We start from the raw sequence: 21197 nt of genomic DNA, 5'->3' as shown, positions 1-21197 counted from the left end.
CCGGGACCTAGGTACTTAGGCAAGCCTCACCTTGCGTAAATACGATGGTCGGGTGCAGCTCCAGTCCCTCGCCCCGGGCGACGTCGCCCGCATCCGCGCCATCAGCGCCGACGCGCCCATCGCGTTGCGCCTGAGGGAGATGGGGCTCCGCCCCGGCACCCGCATCCGCCTCGCGGGCCGCGCCGCCTCGGGCGCCCGCGTCGTCGCGGTCGCGGGCGCCCGCGTCGCGGTGGACCGCCGGACCTCCGCGCTCATCGAGGTGGACCCCGCATGACCACGGCCACCCGCGCCGCCTCCGTCCTGCTGGTCGGCAACCCCAACGTGGGCAAGTCGACGCTGTTCAACCAGCTCACCGGCGCGCGCCAGCGCGTGGTCAACGCGCCCGGCACCACCATCGGCCTGGCGGAGGGCACCTGGCGCGCCGGGGACGTCGACGTCACGCTCGTCGACCTGCCCGGCACGTACTCGCTCATCGCCCGCTCGCCCGACGAGCAGGTGGCGGCGGACGCCGTCTCCGACGCGGGGCACGACCTCGCCGTCGTGGTGCTCGACGCGACCGCGCTCAGCCGATCGCTGTACGTGCTCGGCCAGGTCGCGCGTGCGGGCCGGCCCGTGGTGGCCGCGCTCACCATGACCGACCTCGCGTCCGCGCGCGGGCTGCGCCCCGATCACGAGGCGTTGACGGCCGCGCTCGGGGTGCCGGTGGTCGAGGTCAACGGGCGCACCGGCGCGGGCGCCCGCATGCTCGCCGCCACCGTGGAGGAGGCGCTGCGCACCCGCCCGCGGGTCGCCGGCATCGACCCGCGGCCTCGCGACCACGAGCTCGGCGACGAGCTCGCGCACGCGCAGCAGATCTTCGACTGGATCGAGCGTGTGGCCGATGCGGCGCTCTCGCCCGAGGAGGCCCGCGAGACCCTCTCCGACCGCATCGACCGCGTGCTCCTCAACCCGTGGGCCGGCGTGCCTGTCTTCCTCGCGGTCGTCTGGGCGGTCTTCCAGCTCACGACCGCGGTGGCCGCGCCGCTCATGGACGGCGCCGCCGCGCTGGTCGACGGACCGCTCACGGGTGCCGCGACCTGGGCGCTCGAGGCGCTGCACGCACCCGCGTGGCTCGAGTCGTTCGCCATCGGCGGCCTCATCGCCGGCGTGGGGGCGGTGGTGTCGTTCATCCCCCTCATGGCGATCATGTTCGCCTCGGTGACGATCCTCGAGTCGAGCGGCTACCTCGCACGCGTCGCGGTGGTCGCGGACCGGGCGATGCGGGCGATCGGCCTCGACGGGCGCGCGATGCTGCCGCTCATCGTCGGCTTCGGCTGCAACGTGCCGGCGCTGTCGGCGACCGCGGTGCTGCCGCACGCGCGCCAACGCCTCCTCACCGGGCTCATGGTGCCGCTGACCTCGTGCACCGCGCGCCTCACGGTGTACCTGCTGCTCGCGCAGACCTTCTTCCCCGGCCACGCGGGCACCGTCGTGTTCGGGATGTACCTCGTGTCGATCGCGCTCGTCGTGCTCTTCGGGCTGGCGGCGCGGCGCACCGCGCTGCGGGACGTGCGGCCCGAGCCGCTCATCATCGCCCTGCCCGACTACCAACGGCCGCACCTGCGCACGCTGGCGCTGGGGGTGTGGGCGCGCGTCGTCTCGTTCGTGCGCAAGGCCGGCACCGTGATCCTGGTCGCCGTCGCGGCGCTGTGGGTCCTTCAGGCGATCCCGGTGCGCGGCGGCCACGATCTCGCCGACGTGCCCGTGCAGGACTCGGTCTACGGCGCCACGGCCACGGCCCTCGCGCCCGCGCTCGCACCCATGGGCCTCGACGACTGGCACATCGCGGCGTCGCTGGTCTCCGGGGTGGCGGCCAAGGAGGTCACGGTGGGCGCCCTCGCCCAGTCCTACGCCCTCGAGGACCCGGGCTCCGGCTCGACCGAGACCCTCGGCGAGCAGGTCCGGGCGACTGTCGAGCAGACCTCGGGCGGCGCCGCAGGGGCGGCGGGCCTGGCGTTCATGATCTTCGTGCTGGCGTACCTGCCGTGCATGGCGACGCTCGCCGAGCAGCGGCGGCTCTACGGCTGGCGGTGGACCGCAGGCGCCGCGGGCGCGCAGCTCGCGATGGCGTACGCGCTCGCGACCGCGGTGTTCCAGGTGGGGAGGCTGCTGTGACCGGCGCGTTCGGCGCGGTGATGGAGCGCCTCGCCGCGGGCGAGAGCCCCCGAGCCGCGGCACGCGCGCTCGGCATCCCGCTGGACCTCGCCGAGACCGCGGCCGCCGAGGGCGAGCGCCTCGGCCTCGTCATCCGCGCGAGCGCCGCATGCGGCACATGCACGCCCGGCGGCTCCCCGGTCTGCGCGGGCTGCCCGCTCGCGCGCTGAGGGGAGCGACCGCTCAGACCTCGGTGCGGGCCTTGTCCAGGCCCGCGAGCATGGTGTCGAGCAGCTCGCGCGCCTGCTGGAGCTGCGCGTCGTCGAGCGCCTCGAGCTGGCGGCGGCGCTGCTGGCGCGCGTCGCCCACGACCTCGCCGGCGAGCTCGCGGCCCATCGGGGTGAGGGTGAGGCGCCGGATGCGCCGGTCGACCGGGTCCTCGTGGCGCTCGAACAGCCCGCGCTGGACCATCCGCTGCACGATGCCGGTCGCGACCGACGGGTGCACGCCCACCGCGTCCGCGAGGTCCGTCGTGGTGCAGCCGTCCTCGGCGTACAGGATCACCAGCGCGCGGAACTGGTGGAGGGTGAGCCCCAGGCTCGCCACCGTCTCCGCGGTGCGGGGCACCGACCGTCGCAGGAAGACGACCAGCGCATCGCAGGCCGCCTCCAGCAGCTCGTCACGCCCATCACGCTCGTCCATCATGTCCCCCCATCCCGCAAATGTTGACGCAACCCTCACTATAGCCACGTTATTCAGGCGCTTTGCCCCGCCTCGCCGGCGGCGAGGATCGTTGCGAGGATCCCCCGCAGCTGGAGGATCTGCTCGTCGCTCAGCGCGTCGAGATGCTCGACGAAGCCGCGCTCGGCCTCCTCGACCGCCTGCTCCACGAGCGCCACGCCCTCGGCGGTGAGCGACAGCAGCCGCACGCGGCCGTCCTCGGGCGCCGACCCGCGCTCCACCCACCCGCGCTCGACGAGCCGCTGGACCACGCCGGAGGCGATGTTGGGGCGCAGCCCGGTCGCGTCGGCGGCCTCGGCCGTGGGCATGCCGGGCCGCTCGTGCAGGCACATGAGCAGGTGGAACTGCACGGGGGTCAGCCCCTCCTCGACGAGCGTGCGCGCCTGGTGGCGGACGGAGGAGCGCATGAGGCGGCCCTGGAGCTCGACGACCTCCTCGACCGCGGACTCGCGCGCCATGACCCCTCCGATACTTCGCCTCACACGAACTTGATAGTTCACCTCACTGGAAGTACCTTAGCGAAGGCCCCTCGCAGGGGCCTTCCCCGCCCCGCCTTCCCCAGGAGCACGAGTGCCCCAGCAGCCCGACGCGATGCACGCCAACCTCGAGGACGCCCTTGCCGAGGGCATCACGGAGTCGACCTACCGCCGCCGATGGGCGATCCTTGCCACCCTCTGCTTCGCGCTCATGACCGCGATGATCGCGAACATGAGCCTCAACCTCGCGCTGCCCGACCTGGCGGTCGAGTTCGAGCTCACGCAGCTCCAGATGACCTGGGTGGTCGAGGCCTTCGCCCTCGTCTTCGCCTCGCTGCTGTTCGTCGCTGCGGCCATCGCGGACCGCTACGGCCGCAAGCGCGTCATGATGATCGGCCTCGCGATCTTCGTCGCCTCCTCCGCGTACGCGCCCTTCTTCGCGACCACCGGCGCGGAGCTCATCGCCTCGCGCGCGGTCATGGGCATCGGCGGCGCGCTCGTCATGCCCACCACGCTGTCGCTCGTCAACGTGGTCTTCCCCTCGAAGGAGCGCCCCAAGGCGATCGCGATCTGGTCGGCGGTCGCCGGCGTCGGCATGATGATCGGCTCGGTCCTCACCGGTGTGCTGCTGCACTTCTTCGACTGGCACTCGGCGTTCCTGCTGGGCGCCGTGTTCGGCGTCGCCTCGCTCGTCGTGGCCGCCCGCATCGTCCCCGAGTCCGTCGACGAGAAGCGCACGCCCGTCGATTGGCTGGGCGGCGCCCTCATCACCGCGGCCCTCGCCGGCCTCGTCTACACGATCATGGAGGTGCCGTCGCACGGCTGGGACGACAGCCTCACGGTCGTCGCCGCGGCCGGCGGCGCCGTCGCGCTCGCGCTGTTCCTCGTCCGCGAGACGCGCGCGCGCTTCCCCATGATCGACCTCACGCTGTTCCGTCGCGCGCGCTTCTCGCTGTCGGTCGTGTCCGTGACCCTCACGTTCTTCGCGATGATGGGCGCCTTCTTCGGCATGACCCAGATCTTCCAGCTGGTGATGGGCTACGACGCCCTCACCACCTCGCTGGCCTTCATCCCGTCGATGCTGCCCATGATGATCGTGGGCCCGATGATCCCGCGCCTCGTCGAGAAGGTGGGCACGCGGTGGACCGTGGTGCCCGGCCTCGGCATCATCGCGGGCGGCTTCCTGCTCATGACGACGTGGCCCACCGTGCCGTCGTACTGGGACTTCCTCATCGCGATGAGCATCGTCACGCTCGGCATGGCGATGGTGATGACGCCCGCCACCAACATGCTGATGTCCTCGGTGCCGCGCAACCGCTCCGGCATGGGCTCGGCCATGAACGACACCACGCGCGAGCTGGGCGCCTCGCTCGGCATCGCGGTGCTCGGCTCGATGATCGCGAACGCGTACACCGACAACATCGCCTCGGTGGCTCGCGACCTCCCCGCGCAGGCGGCCGGCGCGGTCCAGGACTCGCTCGCGGGCGCGATCGCGGTGACGTCGCAGATGGGCGAGGGCGGCGAGGCGATCGCGGAGGCGGCGCGCGCGGCCTTCATGGACGCCAACCAGCACGCGATGCTCATCTCCGCGATCATCGCCGGCGTCACCGCCGTCGTGATGCTCGTGGCGCTGCCGCGAGGCGAGCGCTCGCTCAGCGCGGAGCCCGTGGACGATGCGGCGGACGACGAGCCCGTCGACGTCGCCGCGCACTAGGCTCGCCGCATGCCCGTCCCCCTCGTCCTCGCGTCGCAGTCCCCCGCCCGCCTCTCGACGCTCCGCTCGGCGGGCGTCGAGCCGCGCGTCATCGTGAGCGCGGTCGACGAGGACGCCGCGCTCGAGACGGCGCGGGTCGAGCACGAGGCCGCCGGCTGGGGCCCGCTCGAGCCGGACGACGCGGTGCTCGTCCTCGCGCGCGCCAAGGCCGTGACGGTGGCGGAGCTGCACGACACCGAGGCGATCGTGCTGGGCTGCGACTCCATGCTCGAGCTCGACGGCGACATCCTCGGCAAGCCCGTGGACGCCGCCGACGCGATCGCGCGCTGGCGCGCGATGCGCGGCCGCACCGGCGTGCTGCACACCGGCCACTGGCTCGTCGACGACCGCGAGGACGGCACCGGCGGCACGCTCGGCGCTACGTCGTCGACGGTGGTCCGCTTCGCGGACCTCGCCGACGCGGAGATCGAGGCCTACGTCGCGACCGGGGAGCCGCTGCGCGTCGCCGGCGCGTTCACCGTGGACGGCCTGGGCGGCCCGTACGTCGAGGCGATCGAGGGCGACTACCACGGCGTCGTGGGCGTGAGCCTGCCGCTGCTGCGCGGCCTGCTCGGCGAGCTCGACGTCGCCTTCCACGAGCTCCGGGGCTGACCCGGCCCGCTGCCGGTTTGTAGAGGCGACACAACCTACGACCCCGTAGCCGCGCATCGTCCCGCATTTCCTTGTCGATACCCCACAAGCGGCGGGCCGCACGCTTAGAGCCGCGCACAGACTTAGGTCCCGGGACCCCGACGCGCCAGGGAAGGCCCGAAGCCCCGCGCTACGGTTTCGGGGTGACTGCCTTCTCCTCCGTGCTCATCGCGAACCGTGGCGAGATCGCCGTCCGCATCATCCGCGCCTGCGCGGACGCGGGCCTGCGATCCGTGGCGGTGTACGCGGACCCGGACCGCGACGCCCCGCACGTGTCCCTCGCCGACGAGGCGTACGCGCTCGGCGGCGCCACCGCCCGCGAGACCTACCTCGACATCGCGAAGATCGTCGACGCGGCCCGCCGCTCGGGCGCCGAGGCCGTGCACCCCGGCTACGGCTTCCTCGCCGAGAACTCCGACTTCGCCCGCGCGGTCGTCGACGCGGGCCTGACGTGGATCGGCCCCTCCCCCGAGGCGATCGACGGCCTCGGCGACAAGGTGAGCGCGCGCCACATCGCGCAGCGCGCCGGCGCCCCGCTGGTGCCGGGCACCCCGGACCCCGTCGAGACCGCCGACGAGGTGGTCGCCTTCGCGCGGGAGCACGGCCTCCCGGTCGCGATCAAGGCGGCCTTCGGCGGCGGCGGCCGCGGCCTCAAGGTCGCCCGCACGCTCGAGGAGATCCCCGAGCTGTTCGACTCCGCCACGCGCGAGGCCGTCGCCGCCTTCGGGCGCGGCGAGTGCTTCGTCGAGCGCTTCCTCGACAAGCCGCGCCACGTCGAGACGCAGTGCCTCGCGGACGCGCACGGGAACGTGCGCGTGGTGTCGACCCGCGACTGCTCGCTGCAGCGCCGCCACCAGAAGCTCGTGGAGGAGGCGCCCGCGCCGTACCTCTCGGACGAGCAGAACGCGCGCCTGGTCGAGGCCTCCGTCGCGATCCTCCAGGAGGCCGGCTACCAGGGGGCCGGCACGTGCGAGTTCCTCGTGGGCTCGGACGGCACCATCAGCTTCCTCGAGGTCAACACGCGCCTCCAGGTCGAGCACCCCGTCACCGAGGAGGTCACCGGCGTCGACCTCGTGCTCGAGCAGTTCCGCATCGCCGCGGGCGGCTCGATCGAGCACCTCGCCCCGGAGGCCCGAGGCCACTCGATCGAGTTCCGCATCAACGGCGAGGACCCCGCCCAGGGCTTCATGCCCGCGCCGGGCCGCCTCACCACGCTGCGCTTCCCCTCCGGGCCTGGCGTGCGCGTCGACGCGGGCGTCGCCGAGGGCGATACCGTGTCCGGCAACTTCGACTCGATGATCGCCAAGGTCATCGTCACCGGCGCGACCCGCGACCAGGCGCTCGCCCGCGCCCGCCGCGCGCTCGCCGAGATGACCGTCGAGGGCATCCCCACCGTCCTCCCCTTCCACCGCGCCGTGCTCGACGCCCCCGAGTTCACCGCGATCGGCGGCTTCGCCGTCTACACGACGTGGATCGAGTCCGAGTTCGCCGACACCGTCGCCGGCCTCGCGCCCGCGGCACCCGCGGCGGACGATGCGGAGGCAGCCGCCACCGAGCGCGTCGTCGTCGAGGTGGGCGGCAAGCGCCTCGAGGTGGTCCTGCCCGCGTCGCTCGCACAGGCGGGCCGGGCCAACGCGCGCAAGGCCGGACGCCGGCCGATGCGGCGGTCGGGCAACGGCGCCGCGCGCGCGGCCGGCAACGGCACCACCCTCGCCTCGCCGATGCAGGGCACCATCGTGAAGGTCGCCGTCGAGGAGGGCGCCGCGGTCGCCGAGGGCGACCTCGTCGTGGTGCTCGAGGCGATGAAGATGGAGCAGCCGCTCACCGCGCACCGCGCGGGCGTGGTGCGCTCGCTCGCGGCCGGCGTGGGCGTCGGAGTCTCCGCGGGCACGGTGATCTGCGACATCGTCGACGTCGAGGTCGTCGCCGAGGCCTGACCCTTTCGGTCCACGGCCCCGGCCCGCGCATCGTCCTCCTGCCAGGACCTTCGTTCCGCCGGACGCGAATTACGCAACAGCCGCGTTCCCTATATTTGACACGGTTCGCGGGTGCCCATACGCTCGCGTCAGCACGGGTAAGGCCCGCCTTACCGTCCCCGACCGGAAGGCCTCGCCATGCTCGCGAACTACCTCATCGGCCTGCGCGAGGGCCTCGAGGCCGCGCTCGTCGTGAGCATCCTCGTCGCCTACCTCGTGCGCACCGACCGCCGCGCCCTGCTGCGCCAGGTGTGGTTCGGCGTCGGCATCGCCGTGGGTGTCTCGATCGGCCTCGGCGCGATCCTCACGCTCGGCCCCCAGGGCCTGAGCTTCGAGGCGCAGGAGGCCATCGGCGGCGCGCTCTCGATCGTCGCCGTGGGGCTCATCACCTGGATGATCTTCTGGATGGGCAGGACCGCCCGCCACCTCAAGGGCCACCTCGAGAACGCGCTCGAGAACGCGATCGCCGTCGGCAAGGGAGCCGTCATCGCGATGGCGCTGCTGGCCGTCGGCCGCGAGGGCCTCGAGACCGCGCTGTTCCTGTGGGCCGGCATCACCGCCGCCGGCTCGACCTGGGTGCCCATCGTGGGTGCGACGCTCGGCATCGCCACGGCCGTCGGGCTCGGCTTCCTCATGTACAAGGGCGCGGTCAAGGTCAACCTGCGCGTCTTCTTCCAGTGGACCGGCGTCTTCCTCATCCTCGTCGCCGGCGGCGTGCTCGCGTACGGCGTCCACGACCTCCAGGAGGCGGGCCTCCTGCCCGGCCTCAACACCCTCGCCTTCGACATCTCCTCGGCCGTGCCGGCCGGCTCGGTCCACGGCACGCTGCTCAAGGGCATCTTCAACATCTCGCCGCAGACGACCGTCCTCGAGGCCGTCGCGTGGGTCGCCTACGTGGTGCCCGTGATGTGGCTCTTCGTCCGCATGGCGTTCCGCTCCGGACCGCCGCGCCCCCAGCCGGCCGCCGCATCGTCCCGCGACCTCGCCGCCGCCGGCGCCTGACACCCGTCCCGACCCCACCCATCCCCGACGAGACACAAGGACACCCATGCCTCGCCCTGCCCTCGCACGCCCGCTCGCCGCATCCGGCGCCGTCCTCGCGGCCCTCGCGCTGAGCGCGTGCGTCCCCAACGCCTCCGCCGACGACGAGACCATCGCCGTCGACTCGAGCGCCGACGCCTGCGACGTCGCGACCACGGAGGCGCCGTCCGGCACCGTCGTGTTCGACGTCACGAACTCCGGCGACGACGTCACCGAGTTCTACCTGCTCGCCTCGGACGGCCTGCGCATCATCTCCGAGGTCGAGAACGTGGGCCCGGGCATCACCCGCCAGCTCGTCGTGCAGGTTCCCGCGGGCGACTACATCACCGCATGCAAGCCCGGCATGACCGGCGACGGCATCCAGGCGGCCTTCACCGTCACCGACTCGGGCGACGACGTCTTCTCTGGCGACAACGCCGAGCGCCTCGCCGCCGCGGGCGAGCAGTACCTCCTGTACGTGCGCGACCAGATCCAGACGCTCGAGGACAAGACCGCCGCGTTCCTCGCGGCCTACACCGCGGGCGACGACGACGAGGCGCGCGCCCTGTACGCGGACGCGCGCGTCCACTGGGAGCGCATCGAGCCCGTCGCGGAGTCCTTCGGCGACCTCGACCCGATGATGGACGCGCGCGAGGCGGACCTCGCCGAGGGCGAGGAGTGGACCGGCTGGCACCGCATCGAGAAGAACCTGTGGCCGCCGGCGGAGGGCTACGACCTCACCGATGCCGAGCGCCAGGAGCTCGCCGACAAGCTCGCCGCCGACACCGCCGAGCTCGCCGCGCGCGTGAACGCGGAGGACTTCGCGATCGACGCGTTCCAGGTGGGCAACGGCGCGAAGGAGCTGCTCGACGAGGTCGCCGCCGGCAAGATCACCGGCGAGGAGGAGATCTGGTCGCACACCGACCTGTGGGACTTCCAGGCCAACGTCGACGGCGCCGCGGTCGCGTTCGGCGTCCTCCGCGACGTCACGCTCGAGTCCGACCCCGACCTCGTCGAGGAGCTGGACTCGCGCTTCGCGGAGCTGAACGAGCTGCTCGCGCAGTACGGCTCGATCGAGGAGGGCTTCGTGCTCTACACCGACCTCACCGAGGACCAGATCGTCGAGCTCGCGCGCGCGGTCGACGCGCTCGGCGAGCCGCTCTCGCGCCTCACGGCCGCGGCGGTCCTCTAGGGTTCCCCGCATGACCGAGCAGGACCGCATGGACGCCCCCGCCCCCTCCGTCGAGGAGGGCGGGGGCGTCTCGCGGCGCGCCGTGCTGGGCACCGCGGGCGCCGTCGCGGGCGCCGCGGCGCTGACCGCGGGCGGCTTCGCCGCGGGCCGCGCCACCGCCTCGCCGCTGCAGCAGCACGCCTACGACTTCTTCGGCGCCCACCAGAGCGGCATCGTCACGCCGCAGCAGGACCGCCTGCACTTCGCGGCCTTCGACATCACCACCGACTCCCGCGCGCGCGTCATCTCGCTGCTGCGCCGCTGGTCCGAGGCCGCCGCGCGGCTCATGACCGGCTCGGAGCTCGGCTCGGGCGCCGCGGGCGGCGCGTACGCCGCCCCGCCGGACGACACGGGCGAGGCCCTGGGCCTGCCCGCCTCCGGCCTCACCATCACGTTCGGCTTCGGCCCGGGGCTCTTCGACGACCGCTTCGGGCTGGCGTCGAAGCGTCCCGCACAGCTCATCGACCTGCCGCGGTTCTCGGGGGACACGCTCGAGGAGCGGTTCACCGGCGGCGACCTGTGCATCCAGGCCTGCGCCGACGACCCGCAGGTCGCGGTCCACGCCATCCGCAACCTCTCGCGCCTCGCCTTCGGCGACGCCGCGATCCGCTGGTCGCAGCTGGGCTTCGGCCGCACGTCCTCGACCACGCGCGCGCAGCAGACGCCGCGCAACTTCATGGGCTTCAAGGACGGCACCGCGAACCTGCGCGCCGAGGACACCGACCTCGTCGACCGGTGGGTGTGGGCCGACGCGACGGACGGGCAGCCGTGGATGGCCGGGGGCTCGTACCTGGTCGCGCGCCGCATCCGCATCCTCGCGGAGATCTGGGACCGCACGTCGCTGCAGCAGCAGGAGCAGGACGTGGGCCGCACCAAGGGCTCCGGCGCTCCCCTCTCGGGCGGGTCGGAGTTCACCGAGCCCGACTTCTCCGCGACGGGCCGCGACGGGGAGCCGCTGATCCGGCCCACCTCGCACGTGGCGCTCGCGCACCCGAGCGCCAACGGCGGCGCCATGATGATGCGCCGCGGCTACAACTTCACCGACGGCGCGGACGACCTGGGGCGCCTCGACGCCGGGCTGTTCTTCCTCGCCTACGTGCGTGATCCGGCGACACAGTTCGTGCCGGTGCAGAACGCGCTGTCGAGCTCCGACGTCATGACCATCGAGTACCTCCGCACCACCGGCTCGGCGCTGTTCGCGATCCCGCCGGGCCTGCCCGCCGGGTCCGTGCTCGGCTCGGACGGCGCCTTCGTGGGCCAGGAGCTGTTCGCCTAGCACCCCCGCCGGCGGCCCGCTCGGGTAGGGTCCGGGACATCGCATCCGTCGAGGAAGGCCTGTCGCCGTGGACACGTCCCACATCCACCCCGAGCTGCACGAGCCCCTCACGCGCATCCCCGCCCTCGACCTCGACCGGCCGTGGGCGCGGCTCGTCGGGCGCGTCGGCCCGCGCCTGCGGCGCGTCAGGCCCGTCCCCGGCGTGACCGTGCGGTGGGTCCGCGCGGGCCGCCTCCGCCTGCGGATCTACTCCCCCGCATCGCCCGCCTCCGCGCCCGTGCCGGCGCTGCTGTGGATCCACGGCGGCGGGCTCGTCATCGGCACCGCCGTGCAGGACGACGGGCTGTGCGCGCGGACCGCCAAGCGGCTGGGCATGGTGGTGGTGTCCGTCGAGTACCGCCTCGCCCCCGAGCATCCCTTCCCCGCCGGCCTCGACGATGCGGAGGCAGCGTGGACGTGGCTCCACGCGCACGCGGCATCCCTGGGGATCGACGCGACGCGCGTCGCGATCGGCGGGGAGAGCGCCGGCGGCGGGCTCGCCGCGGCGCTCGCGCAGCGGCTGCACGATGCCGGCCCCGCCGTGCCGCGGCCCGTCGCCCAGTGGTTGTTCGCGCCGATGCTCGACGACCGCACGGCGGCGCGCACCGAGCTCGACGCGGTCGGCCACGCGGTCTGGGACAACCGCCTCAACAGGCTCGGCTGGACCGCGTACCTCGGCGGGCCTGCCGGCGCCGACGTCGTGCCGCCCTACGCGGTCCCGGCCCGCCGCGCCGACCTCGCGGGGCTGCCGCCCGCGTGGCTCTACGCCGGCGACATCGAGCTCTTCCACGACGAGGTCGCCGCGTACGCGGCGCGGTTGGACGATGCGGGGGTCGCCGTGAGCTTCGAGGTGGTCGAGGGCGCCGCGCACGGCTTCGAGAACTGGGCGGCGTCCACCCTCCTCGCCCGCGCGCTCGTGGGCGGCGCGTGGGAGTGGCTGGCCGGGCGCCTCGAGGTGCCCGTCAACCGCTGACGCCGCCGGCGCCTCAGCCCTGCTCGCCCATGCGGTGCAGGCGCCGCGCCGCCTCCGACACCGTGCCCGTGAGCGACGGGTACACCGTGAACGCCGCGGCGACGTCGTCGACCGTGAGGTGGTGCGCGACCGCGAGCGACAGCGGGTAGATGTGCTCGCCGGCGCGCGGCGCGACGATGACGGCACCGAAGACCTGCCCGGTCACGGTGTGCCCGAAGACCTTGACGAAGCCCTCCTCGATGCCGAGCATCTTCGCGCGCGGGTTGCGCGCGAGGTCGAGCGTCGAGACCTCGTAGAACAGCCCGCGCGCCTTGAGCTCGGCCTCGCTGGCGCCCACCGCCGCGATCTCGGGCACGGTGAAGACGTTCGACGCGACGAGGCTGAGGTCGAGCGGCGTGACCGCGTCGCCGAGCACGTGCGCCATCGCGATGCGCCCCTGCGTCGCCGCCACCGAGGCGAGCGGGAGCACACCCGTGCAGTCTCCCGCGGCGTAGACGCCGCGCGCGGTGGTGCGGCTCACCCGGTCGACGCGGATGAGGCCGCGGTCGTCGAGCTCGACGCCCGCCTCCTCCAGCCCGATGCCCTCGGTGTTGGGCACGGATCCCACCGCCATGAGGCAGTGGCTGCCCTCGATCACGGTGCCGTCCTCGAGCTCGACCCGCACTCCGTCGCCGACGCGCGCGACCGAGGCGGCGCGGCCGCCCACGAGATGCATGCCGCGGTCCTTGAACACCTGCGTGAGGTGCGCCGAGGCGTCCGGGTCCTCGCGCGCGAGCACCCGGTCCTTGGACGCCACGAGCGTGACCTCGGAGCCGAGCAGACGGTACGCGCCCGCGAACTCGGCGCCGGTGACGCCCGAGCCGACGACGACGAGGTGCTCGGGCAGCTCGTCGAGGTCGTACAGCTGGGTCCACGTGAGGATGCGCTCCCCGTCCGGCTCGCACCCGGGCACCACGCGGGGGCGCGCGCCCACCGCGAGCAGCACCGCGTCGGTCTCGAGCCGCTCGTCGCCGACGACCACCGCATGCGGGCCGTCGAGGCGTGCCTCGCCGGCCACGATGCGCACGCCGGTGCGCTCGAGGCGCGTGCGGATGTCGCCCGACTGCTTGCGCACGAGCGCCTTGACGCGCGCGTTCACCTGCGCCATGTCGACCGTGAGGTCGCGGGCGATCTCGCCGCCGTCGCGACGGCGGATCCCGAGCTCGGACGCGCGCCCGGCGATGGTGAGCCACTCCGCGGTGGCGATGACGGTCTTGGACGGGACGACGTCGGTGAGGACGGCATTGCCGCCGAGACCGTGACGCTCGACGAGCGTCACCTCCGCCCCGGCCTTGACGGCCACCAGGGCCGCCTCGTAGCCGCCCGGACCGCCGCCGACGATGACGACGCGAGGGGACATGGCCCCATTCAACCGCACGCGGCACGATGCGCCGGTATCCGCGCATCGTCCCCGGTCCCGGCCGCGTTCGGCCACCGCCGCATCGTCCGCTCTCCCGCCCTGCCCCGGGCGGGCGCGACGGCTAGGCTCGACGCATGACTTCTGCCACCGAGTTCGCCGCGGAGGCCGCGGCCACCCTCGCCGCCGCGACCGGCGTCGACCACCACGACATCGCCCTCGTCCTGGGCTCCGGATGGGGCGGCGCGGCCGACCTCATCGGGGAGGAGGTCGCACGGATCGATGCCGCCGACATCCCCGGCTTCGACGCGCACGTGGTGCCGGGCCACCACCCGGTGTTCCGCTCGCTCGTCACCCCGAACGGCCGGCGCGTGCTGGTGCTCGGGGCGCGCCAGCACTTCTACCAGGTGCGCGACGCCGCGAAGGTCGCGCACGCGATCCGCATGGCCGCCGCCGCCGGCTGCACGCAGCTGGTGCTCACCAACGGCTGCGGCTCGACCCGGCCCGAGGTGGGACCGGGCTCCGTGGTGCTGCTCGAGGACCACATCAACTTCACGGGCGCGACGCCGCTCGAGGGCGCGACGTTCGTCGACATGAGCCAGGTGTACTCGCCGCGCCTGCGCGACATCGCGCGCGGCATCGACGGCGAGCTCGTCGACGGCATCTACATCCAGTTCACGGGACCCCAGTACGAGACGCCCGCCGAGGTGCGGATGGCCGCGACGCTGGGCGCCAACCTCGTGGGCATGTCGACCGTGCTCGAGGCGATCGCGGCGCGCGAGGCCGGCATGGAGATCCTGGGCCTGTCGCTCGTCACCAACCTCGCCGCGGGCATCGGCGGCGACACCCTCGACCACCAGGAGGTGCTCGACGCGGGCCGCGAGGCGGGGCCCCGCATCTCCGCGCTGCTCGCCGCCATCGTGAGGGAGATGTGATGGAGGAGCTGCTGGCCCGGGCCGAGGCCTGGATCGAGGACGACCCGGACGACGTCACCCGCGAGGAGCTCACGGCCGTGCTCGAGGCGGCGGTGGGCGGCTCCGCGGAGGCGCTCGCCGACCTCGAGGACCGCTTCGCGGGCTTCCTCGAGTTCGGCACCGCCGGCCTGCGCGGACGCATCGGCGCGGGACCGAACCGCATGAACCGGGCGGTCGTGATCCGCGCGGCCGCCGGGCTCGCGCGCTACCTCACCGACGCGCTCGCGGAGCTGGGCGTCGAGGGGCCGGCGCGCGTGGCGATCGGCTACGACGCGCGCCACGGCTCGCACGCCTTCGCGCTCGACACGGCCGCCGTGATGACCGCCGCCGGCCACGAGGCGCTGCTGCTCCCGCGCGCCCTGCCGACGCCGGTGCTCGCGTTCGCGACGCGCCTGCTCGACGCCGACGCGGGCGTCATGGTGACCGCCTCGCACAACCCGCCGCAGGACAACGGCTACAAGGTCTACCTGGGTGGACGCGTGGTCACGGACGAGGGTCAGGGCGCTCAGATCGTGCCGCCGTACGACGCGGAGATCGCGTCGCGCATCGCCGCCGTGCCCGCCGTGGCCGCGGTGCCGCGCTCGACCGAGGGCTGGCGCGTGCTGGGCGAGGGCGTGGTCGACGACTACGTCGCGCAGGTCGCGGAGATCGGCGGCGACGTCGCCCCGGTGGCCGAGCGCCGCGCCGCCACGCGCATCGTCCTCACGCCGCTGCACGGCGTGGGCGGCGAGACCGTCGAGCGGGTCCTGCGTGCCGCAGGCTTCACCGACCTCCACACGGTCGCGGAGCAGGCCGAGCCCGACCCCGACTTCCCCACCGTCGACTTCCCCAACCCCGAGGAGAAGGGCGCGATCGACCTCGCGCTGGCCCTTGCGACCTCGGTGGGCGCCGACGTGATGATCGCGAACGACCCGGACGCGGACCGCTGCGCGGTCGCGACCGTGATCGACGGGGCGTGGACCATGCTCCACGGCGACGTCGTGGGCTCGCTGCTGGGCGAGAGGATCGCGTCGTCGACGCCGGCGGGCGCGCACGTGCTCGCCAACTCGATCGTGTCCTCGCAGCAGCTGGGCGCGATCGCGAAGGCGCACGGGCTCGGGCACGCGAACACGCTCACGGGCTTCAAGTGGATCGGTCGCACGCCGCGGATGGTCTTCGGCTACGAGGAGGCCCTGGGCTACTGCGTCGCGCCCGACCTGGTGCGCGACAAGGACGGCGTCTCCGCGGCGCTGCTCATGGCGGACTTCGTGTCCGAGCTCAAGGCCGGTGGACGCTCCCTGGCGGACGCGATCGACGACCTCGCGCGCGCCTACGGCGTCTACCTCACGTCGCAGGTCTCGGCGCGGTACGCGGACCTCGCGGAGATCCCGGCGACGATGTCGCGCCTCATGTCCGCGCCCCCGGCGACGCTCGCGGGCTCACCCGTGGTCGCGACCGACGACATGTCGCAGGGCTTCCGCGGGCTGCCGGGCACCACCGGCCTGCACCTGGCGGCCGAGTCCGGCGCGCGCGTGATCGTGCGGCCGTCCGGCACCGAGCCGAAGGTCAAGGCGTACCTCGAGGTCATCGTGCCCGTGGAGGGCGACGACGTGGCCGGCGCCAAGGGCGCGGCGGCGACCACGATGGAGCTGCTGCGCGCCGACGTCACCGCGGCGCTGGGGATCTAGGGGTCGCGCCCTACCCCCGCACGCCCGGCCCCGCCCCGCGCCCCCACGCCTCCCGCGCCCGGGTCCGCGTCGGGCGCGCCCGGGTGCATGTCGTGCTCGCGAATTTCAGGAATCGCTTGAACAGCCCCGCGGGCCACCGGTTCCGCCGGCCGCCGCGCGGGGCTGTTCAAGCCATCGCTGAAATACGCGGAAGCGACGTGCGCGCCCATCCGGCACCGACGCGCCCGGAGGTGCTCAGTGCCCGAATCGCTCGATTCCGGGCACTCAGCACCTCCTGCGGCGCAGGGGCGTCGCGCTGGGACGCTGCGGCCTTGCGGCGGGAGGTGGCGCTGGGAGGTGGCGCGGCGCTGCGGCGGAGCCGGGGGCTCAGTAGGACCCGGTGGCCTCGGAGCCGTCCAGCACGGCGGCGGTCCCGGACAGGCCCAGGCGCGTGGCGCCGGCCTCGATCATCGCGACCGCGGCGTCCCACGTGCGGATGCCGCCCGAGGCCTTCACGCCCAGGCGCCCCCCGACGGTCTCGGCCATCAGCCGGACCGCCTCGACGGACGCGCCGCCGGCCGGGTGGAAGCCGGTCGACGTCTTGACGAAGTCGGCGCCAGCGGCCTCGGACGCGCGGCACGCGCCCACGATCGCCTCGTCGGTGAGCGCGGCGGACTCGATGATCACCTTGAGGACCTTGCCCTCGGGCACGGCGGCGCGCACGGCCGCGACGTCGGCCTGGACCGCGTCGAAGTCGCCCGCGAGCGCGGCGGCGATGTCGATCACCATGTCGACCTCGTCGGCGCCCTGCTCGATCGACAGCGCGGCCTCCGCGGCCTTCACCGACGAGTGGTGCTTGCCTGACGGGAAGCCGCAGACGGTGGCGACGGCCAGCCCCTCGGGCGTGGTCACGGGCAGCATCGACGGCGACACGCACACGGAGAACACGCCGAGCGAGGCGCCCTCCGCGATGAGCGCCTCGACGTCCGCCGGGGTGGACTCGGGCTTGAGGAGGGTGTGGTCGACGTAGCGGGCCAGCTCGGCACGGGTGAGAGTCATGGCACCAGCCTAGGACGCGCGCGGGTTTGCCACCCGCCGGGCGGCGTGAGACCCTCGGGCCAGAGCCCGTTCCGCGGCTCCCGGACGAGGGTGACGTACCCGGCCACGCGACAAGACGTCACACGGGAGCACGCCATGTCATGGGCCATCCTCATCCTGTCCGGGATCCTCGAGGCCGTCTGGGCCACCGCGCTGGGACGCAGCGACGGCTTCACCCGTCCCCTCCCCACGACGGTCTTCGCGCTCGCGCTCGCCGCGAGCATGGCCGGCCTCGCGTACGCGATGCGCGACCTTCCGGTCGGCACCGCGTACGCGGTGTGGGTCGGGATCGGCGCCGCGCTGACGGTCGGCTACGCGATGGTGACGGGCGCCGAGAGCGCCAGCCTGCTGCGCATCGTCCTCATCCTCGGCATCGTCGGCTGCGTCGTGGGCCTCAAGCTGGCCCACTGACGCCCGCGCCTACAGGTCGATGCCGTAGCCCTCGATCACGAGCTCGGCGAGGTCCGCCTTCTCGTCGTAGGGCAGGAAGGCGCCCCACGCGGCGGCGAGCGTCGCCTCGAAGAAGTCCTCCGTGGTCCAGCCCACCTCGGCCAGCGCGGCGAACTCCGAGGACATCGTGACGCCCGACACCAGGCGGTTGTCGGTGTTGACGGTGACCGCGAAGCCCAGGTTGCGCAGCTCGTGCATGGGATGGTCGGCGATGGACGATGCGGCGGCCGTCTGGACGTTCGAGGTCGGGCAGCACTCGAGCGGGATCTGCATGTCGAGCGCGTGCTGCGCGATGACGCCGAGCACCAGCTCCTCGCCGCCGAAGCCGTCGATGTCCTCGTGGATGCGCACGCCATGGCCGATGCGGCGGGCCGAGCCCAGGCCGAGCGCCTCGCCCACGGACGCGGCGCCGTCGGCCTCGCCCGCGTGGATGGTGACGGGCATGTGGTGCTCGCGCAGCAGCTGGAACGCCTCGCGGTGGTTCGCGGCCGGGAAGCCCAGCTCGGGGCCGGCGATGTCGAAGCCGACGCAGCAGGTGCCGCGGTTGTCCAGCGCGAGCTGCGCGATCTCGGCCGAGCGGTCGAGGTGGCGCATCGCGTCGAGGATCGCGGCCGCGCGGATGGCGTATCCGGCCTCGAGCGCAGCGGAGACGCCCTCCTCGATGCCCGCCTGCACGGCCTCGACGACCTCCTGCAGCGACAGCCCTCCCGAGACGTGCTGCTCGGGCGCGTAGCGCAGCTCGGCGTAGATGACGCCGTCGGCCGCGAGGTCGAGCACCGCCTCGCGCGCGACGCGCGTCAGGTTGGCGGCGGTCTGCATGACGGCCGTCGTGTGCGCGAAGGCCTCGAGGTAGCGCACCAGGTCGCCGGAGTTGGCGTTGGTCGCGAAGATCTCCGCGAGCTCCTCGGGGTCGGTCGACGGCAGCTCGTGCCCGATCTCCCCCGCGAGCTCGATGAGCGTCGCCGGCCGGAGGCCGCCGTCGAGATGGTCGTGGAGCACGACCTTGGGCAGGGCGAGGATGTCCTCGGTGCTGAGAGTCATGAGGCCAGGCTAGCCGCGGGATGCGGGCGGCGCGTCACGAGCGCCGGGGCACCGGCAGCACCAGCCACGCCGCGCGCGACCAGTTCCCGAGGGCGGGCAGGCGGCCCGCATCGGGGCGGAGATCGGCGTCCGCGAGGGGCAGCACCGCGCCCGCGCCGGGCTCGTACACGAGGAGGCCGTCGCCGGTGTCCGCGACGAGCAGCACGACGTGGCGCGGGATCACGGAGTCGAGCCCCAGCGACGAGTCGCCTGCGGTGAACATCGGCACCGGGATGCCGTCTCCGAGCGCGCGGCGCGCGTGCGCGAGCGACGGCGCGAGCGCCTCCGGCGACGAGTCGTCGACCAGCGAGCCGCGGAAGCGCAGGCCGGCGAAGCGCGTCGAGGCGTCGACCTTCCACGGCGGCGTGCCGAGCGAGCGCGGCCACGCCACGGGCCCGACCGCCGAGGCGGTGGTCTGCGCGTGGATGACCCGCTGCAGCGCATGCCAACGCTCCTCGATCGTGAGCGTCTCGAAGCCCTCCGCCTCGGCGTGCAGCGCCTCGGCGGGCTCGTATCCGGCGAGCGAGCGGCCGGTCGCGATCCACAGCGCCACGAACGGGTCGCCCACCATGAGCATGAGGCCCATCGTCGCGGCGCCGCACGTGGTCTGGTCGACCTGCCTGGCGCGCACGCCGCCCCACTCGAGCGGCCCCGCGCCCTCGCCCTGCGGGTGGGAGACGATGCGCCGGGTCTCCTCCCCCATCCCGTCCCAGCCGGCGGCGAGCGCCGCGACGGCGGGGATGGGTGCCCCGGAGGCGACCGCACGGTGGAGCACCGCCGCATCGTCCGCCATCTGGTCGCGCGAGACCTCGAGGGCCTTGGCGTCGGCCGCGGAGGCGCGGTCGACGGCGCGCTGGAAGGCGCGCTCGAAGAGCCCGTCGAGGGACGACGCCTCCTCGGGTGGGCGCCTCTCGGACAGGCCGAGCAGGCCGGCCGCGCGGGCGGCCACGGCGGTGAGCGTCCAGGCCATCTAGCGGGTGTGCGCGCCGACGGAGTCGAGGATGATGCTGCGCTCGACGGACCCGCCTGGGGTGACGTCGACCGTGCCGGCGCCGTCGCAGGCCTCGGCCAGCGCGGCCAGCCCGCGGGGCATGCGGTCCTCGGTCTCGGTGTGGAGGGTCATGATGACGTCGCCGGCCTTGACCTCGTCGCCGACGACCTTGTGGAGGAAGACCCCGGCGGAGGCCTGCACGGGGTCCTCCTTGCGGGCGCGGCCGGCGCCCAGGCGCCACGCGGCGACACCCACGCCCAGCGCGTCCATCCGGGTGATGACGCCGTCACGCTCGGCGCGCACCTCCTCGACGTGCGGCGCGTCGGGCATCGGGGCGTCGGGGTCACCGCCCTGCGCGGCGATCATGCGGCGCCACGCGTCCATCGCGCGGCCGTCCTTGAGCGCATCGGCCGGGTCCACGTCGGTGACGCCGGCGCCGGCGAGCATCTCCCGCGCGAGGGCGAGCGTGAGCTCGACGACGTCCGCGGGGCCGCCGCCGGCGAGCACGTCGACAGACTCGCTCACCTCGAGACCGTTGCCGATCCCGCGGCCCAGCGGCGTCGACATGTCGGTGAGCAGCGCGGACGTCACCACGCCCGCGTCGGTGCCGAGGTCGACCATGGTGCGCGCGAGCTCGAGCGCCTGGTCGAGGTCCTTCATGAACGCCCCTGTGCCCACCTTGACGTCGAGCACGAGCACGCCCGTGCCCTCGGCGATCTTCTTGGACATGATGGACGAGGCGATGAGAGGGATGGCCTCGACGGTGCCCGTGACGTCGCGCAGGGCGTACAGCTTCTTGTCCGCGGGGGCGAGGCCGGAGCCCGCCGCGCACACGACCGCGCCGACGTCCTCGAGCTGCGCGAGCATCTCCTCGTTGGACAGCGCGGCGCGCCAGCCGGGGATCGACTCGAGCTTGTCGAGCGTGCCTCCGGTGTGGCCCAACCCGCGTCCCGACAGCTGCGGGACCGCGACGCCGCAGGCCGCGACGAGCGGGGCGAGCGGCAGCGTGATCTTGTCACCGACGCCGCCCGTCGAGTGCTTGTCCGCGGTGGGCCGCGACAGCGACGAGAAGTCGAGGCGCTCGCCCGTCTCGATCATCGCCCGGGTCCACCGCGCGATCTCGGCGCGGCTCATGCCGCGCTGCAGGATCGCCATCGCGAGCGAGCTCATCTGCTCGTCGGCGACGACGCCGCGCGTGTAGGCGTCGACCACCCAGTCGATCTGGTCGTCCGTCAGGGTGCCGCCATCGCGCTTCACGCGGATGACGTCGACGGCGTCGTGCCGCTCGGCCAT

General features: G+C 73.8%; 20 protein-coding genes and 1 riboswitch. Of the genes, 13 read left to right on the top strand and 7 right to left on the bottom strand.

Annotated features, from left to right (window positions below; translation table 11 throughout):
• Positions 1 to 52: 52 nt before the first annotated feature.
• From QQX09_RS12130 to QQX09_RS12120, 3 genes are read left to right on the top strand one after another with little or no spacing between them, the layout of a single operon-like run.
• Positions 53 to 274 carry a FeoA family protein gene (locus QQX09_RS12130; RefSeq protein ID WP_301135117.1) on the top strand — a complete coding sequence of 74 codons (222 nt, stop codon included), beginning with the start codon at positions 53 to 55 and terminating at the stop codon, positions 272 to 274.
• Complete coding sequence (feoB, locus tag QQX09_RS12125; RefSeq protein WP_301135116.1) at positions 271 to 2154, top strand: ferrous iron transporter B; 1884 nt, start codon at positions 271 to 273, stop codon at positions 2152 to 2154. Before QQX09_RS12130 ends, feoB begins: the two co-directional genes overlap by 4 nt.
• On the top strand, positions 2151 to 2363 hold the full coding sequence (locus QQX09_RS12120; RefSeq protein WP_301135115.1) for a hypothetical protein: 213 nt from the start codon (positions 2151 to 2153) through the stop codon (positions 2361 to 2363). Before feoB ends, QQX09_RS12120 begins: the two co-directional genes overlap by 4 nt.
• Before the next feature lie 13 nt (positions 2364 to 2376).
• Here QQX09_RS12120 and QQX09_RS12115 read toward each other — a convergent pair whose 3' ends face one another.
• Together QQX09_RS12115 and QQX09_RS12110 are read right to left on the bottom strand one after the other, a co-directional pair.
• Positions 2377 to 2838 carry a MarR family winged helix-turn-helix transcriptional regulator gene (locus QQX09_RS12115; protein ID WP_301135113.1) on the bottom strand — a complete coding sequence of 154 codons (462 nt, stop codon included), beginning with the start codon at positions 2836 to 2838 and terminating at the stop codon, positions 2377 to 2379.
• A gap of 50 nt (positions 2839 to 2888) precedes the next feature.
• Positions 2889 to 3332: a MarR family winged helix-turn-helix transcriptional regulator gene (locus QQX09_RS12110; protein WP_301135111.1), complete on the bottom strand. Its 444-nt coding sequence runs from the start codon at positions 3330 to 3332 to the stop codon at positions 2889 to 2891.
• A gap of 112 nt (positions 3333 to 3444) precedes the next feature.
• Between QQX09_RS12110 and QQX09_RS12105 the strand changes: the two genes are divergently transcribed.
• From QQX09_RS12105 to QQX09_RS12075, 7 genes are all read left to right on the top strand, one after another.
• Positions 3445 to 5064, top strand: a complete 1620-nt coding sequence (locus tag QQX09_RS12105) for an MFS transporter (RefSeq protein ID WP_301135109.1) — start codon at positions 3445 to 3447, stop codon at positions 5062 to 5064.
• Positions 5065 to 5073: 9 nt separating this feature from the next.
• Positions 5074 to 5715, top strand: coding sequence for a Maf family protein (locus QQX09_RS12100; protein ID WP_301135107.1), 642 nt, complete (start codon positions 5074 to 5076; stop codon positions 5713 to 5715).
• 182 nt (positions 5716 to 5897) lie between these two features.
• Positions 5898 to 7691, top strand: a complete 1794-nt coding sequence (locus tag QQX09_RS12095; RefSeq protein WP_301135106.1) for an acetyl/propionyl/methylcrotonyl-CoA carboxylase subunit alpha — start codon at positions 5898 to 5900, stop codon at positions 7689 to 7691.
• Between the two features lie 177 nt (positions 7692 to 7868).
• The gene (gene efeU, locus QQX09_RS12090; protein WP_301135104.1) at positions 7869 to 8732 is read left to right on the top strand and encodes an iron uptake transporter permease EfeU; all 864 of its coding nucleotides are present in this window, start codon (positions 7869 to 7871) and stop codon (positions 8730 to 8732) included.
• A 46-nt stretch (positions 8733 to 8778) separates the two neighbouring features.
• A complete protein-coding gene (gene efeO, locus QQX09_RS12085) occupies positions 8779 to 9942 on the top strand; it encodes an iron uptake system protein EfeO (protein ID WP_301135103.1) in 1164 nt (387 codons plus the stop codon).
• A gap of 10 nt (positions 9943 to 9952) precedes the next feature.
• Positions 9953 to 11257 (top strand): iron uptake transporter deferrochelatase/peroxidase subunit, encoded by a 1305-nt coding sequence (efeB, locus tag QQX09_RS12080; RefSeq protein WP_301135101.1) that lies wholly within the window; start codon positions 9953 to 9955, stop codon positions 11255 to 11257.
• Between the two features lie 67 nt (positions 11258 to 11324).
• Positions 11325 to 12269, top strand: coding sequence for an alpha/beta hydrolase (locus QQX09_RS12075; protein WP_301135099.1), 945 nt, complete (start codon positions 11325 to 11327; stop codon positions 12267 to 12269).
• A 13-nt stretch (positions 12270 to 12282) separates the two neighbouring features.
• Here QQX09_RS12075 and QQX09_RS12070 read toward each other — a convergent pair whose 3' ends face one another.
• Complete coding sequence (locus tag QQX09_RS12070; protein ID WP_301135098.1) at positions 12283 to 13668, bottom strand: NAD(P)H-quinone dehydrogenase; 1386 nt, start codon at positions 13666 to 13668, stop codon at positions 12283 to 12285.
• Between the two features lie 134 nt (positions 13669 to 13802).
• On the opposite strand from QQX09_RS12070, the gene QQX09_RS12065 reads away from it, so the two are divergent.
• On the top strand, positions 13803 to 14600 hold the full coding sequence (locus QQX09_RS12065; protein WP_301135097.1) for a purine-nucleoside phosphorylase: 798 nt from the start codon (positions 13803 to 13805) through the stop codon (positions 14598 to 14600).
• Complete coding sequence (locus tag QQX09_RS12060; RefSeq protein WP_301135095.1) at positions 14600 to 16306, top strand: phospho-sugar mutase; 1707 nt, start codon at positions 14600 to 14602, stop codon at positions 16304 to 16306. The genes QQX09_RS12065 and QQX09_RS12060 overlap by 1 nt, the downstream gene beginning before the upstream one ends.
• A 366-nt stretch (positions 16307 to 16672) precedes the next feature.
• Here QQX09_RS12060 and deoC read toward each other — a convergent pair whose 3' ends face one another.
• The gene (gene deoC / locus QQX09_RS12055) at positions 16673 to 17344 is read right to left on the bottom strand and encodes a deoxyribose-phosphate aldolase (protein ID WP_301135087.1); all 672 of its coding nucleotides are present in this window, start codon (positions 17342 to 17344) and stop codon (positions 16673 to 16675) included.
• 59 nt (positions 17345 to 17403) lie between these two features.
• A riboswitch (guanidine-III (ykkC-III) riboswitch) is annotated at positions 17404 to 17469 on the top strand.
• 10 nt (positions 17470 to 17479) lie between these two features.
• On the opposite strand from deoC, the gene QQX09_RS12050 reads away from it, so the two are divergent.
• A complete protein-coding gene (locus QQX09_RS12050; protein WP_301135084.1) occupies positions 17480 to 17794 on the top strand; it encodes a DMT family transporter in 315 nt (104 codons plus the stop codon).
• Between the two features lie 9 nt (positions 17795 to 17803).
• On the opposite strand, the gene QQX09_RS12045 is transcribed toward QQX09_RS12050, so the two are convergent.
• Genes QQX09_RS12045 through QQX09_RS12035 form a run of 3 tightly spaced genes read right to left on the bottom strand, consistent with a single transcriptional unit; the run spans position 17804 to position 21197 of the window.
• A complete protein-coding gene (locus tag QQX09_RS12045) occupies positions 17804 to 18874 on the bottom strand; it encodes an adenosine deaminase (protein WP_301135083.1) in 1071 nt (356 codons plus the stop codon).
• 34 nt (positions 18875 to 18908) lie between these two features.
• Complete coding sequence (locus tag QQX09_RS12040; RefSeq protein WP_301135080.1) at positions 18909 to 19883, bottom strand: hypothetical protein; 975 nt, start codon at positions 19881 to 19883, stop codon at positions 18909 to 18911.
• On the bottom strand, positions 19884 to 21197 hold the full coding sequence (locus tag QQX09_RS12035; RefSeq protein ID WP_301135078.1) for a thymidine phosphorylase: 1314 nt from the start codon (positions 21195 to 21197) through the stop codon (positions 19884 to 19886).

This window comes from Demequina litoralis, assembly GCF_030418455.1.
Lineage (GTDB): Bacteria > Actinomycetota > Actinomycetes > Actinomycetales > Demequinaceae > Demequina > Demequina litoralis.
This window is presented reverse-complemented; position numbering and strand designations above follow the sequence as displayed.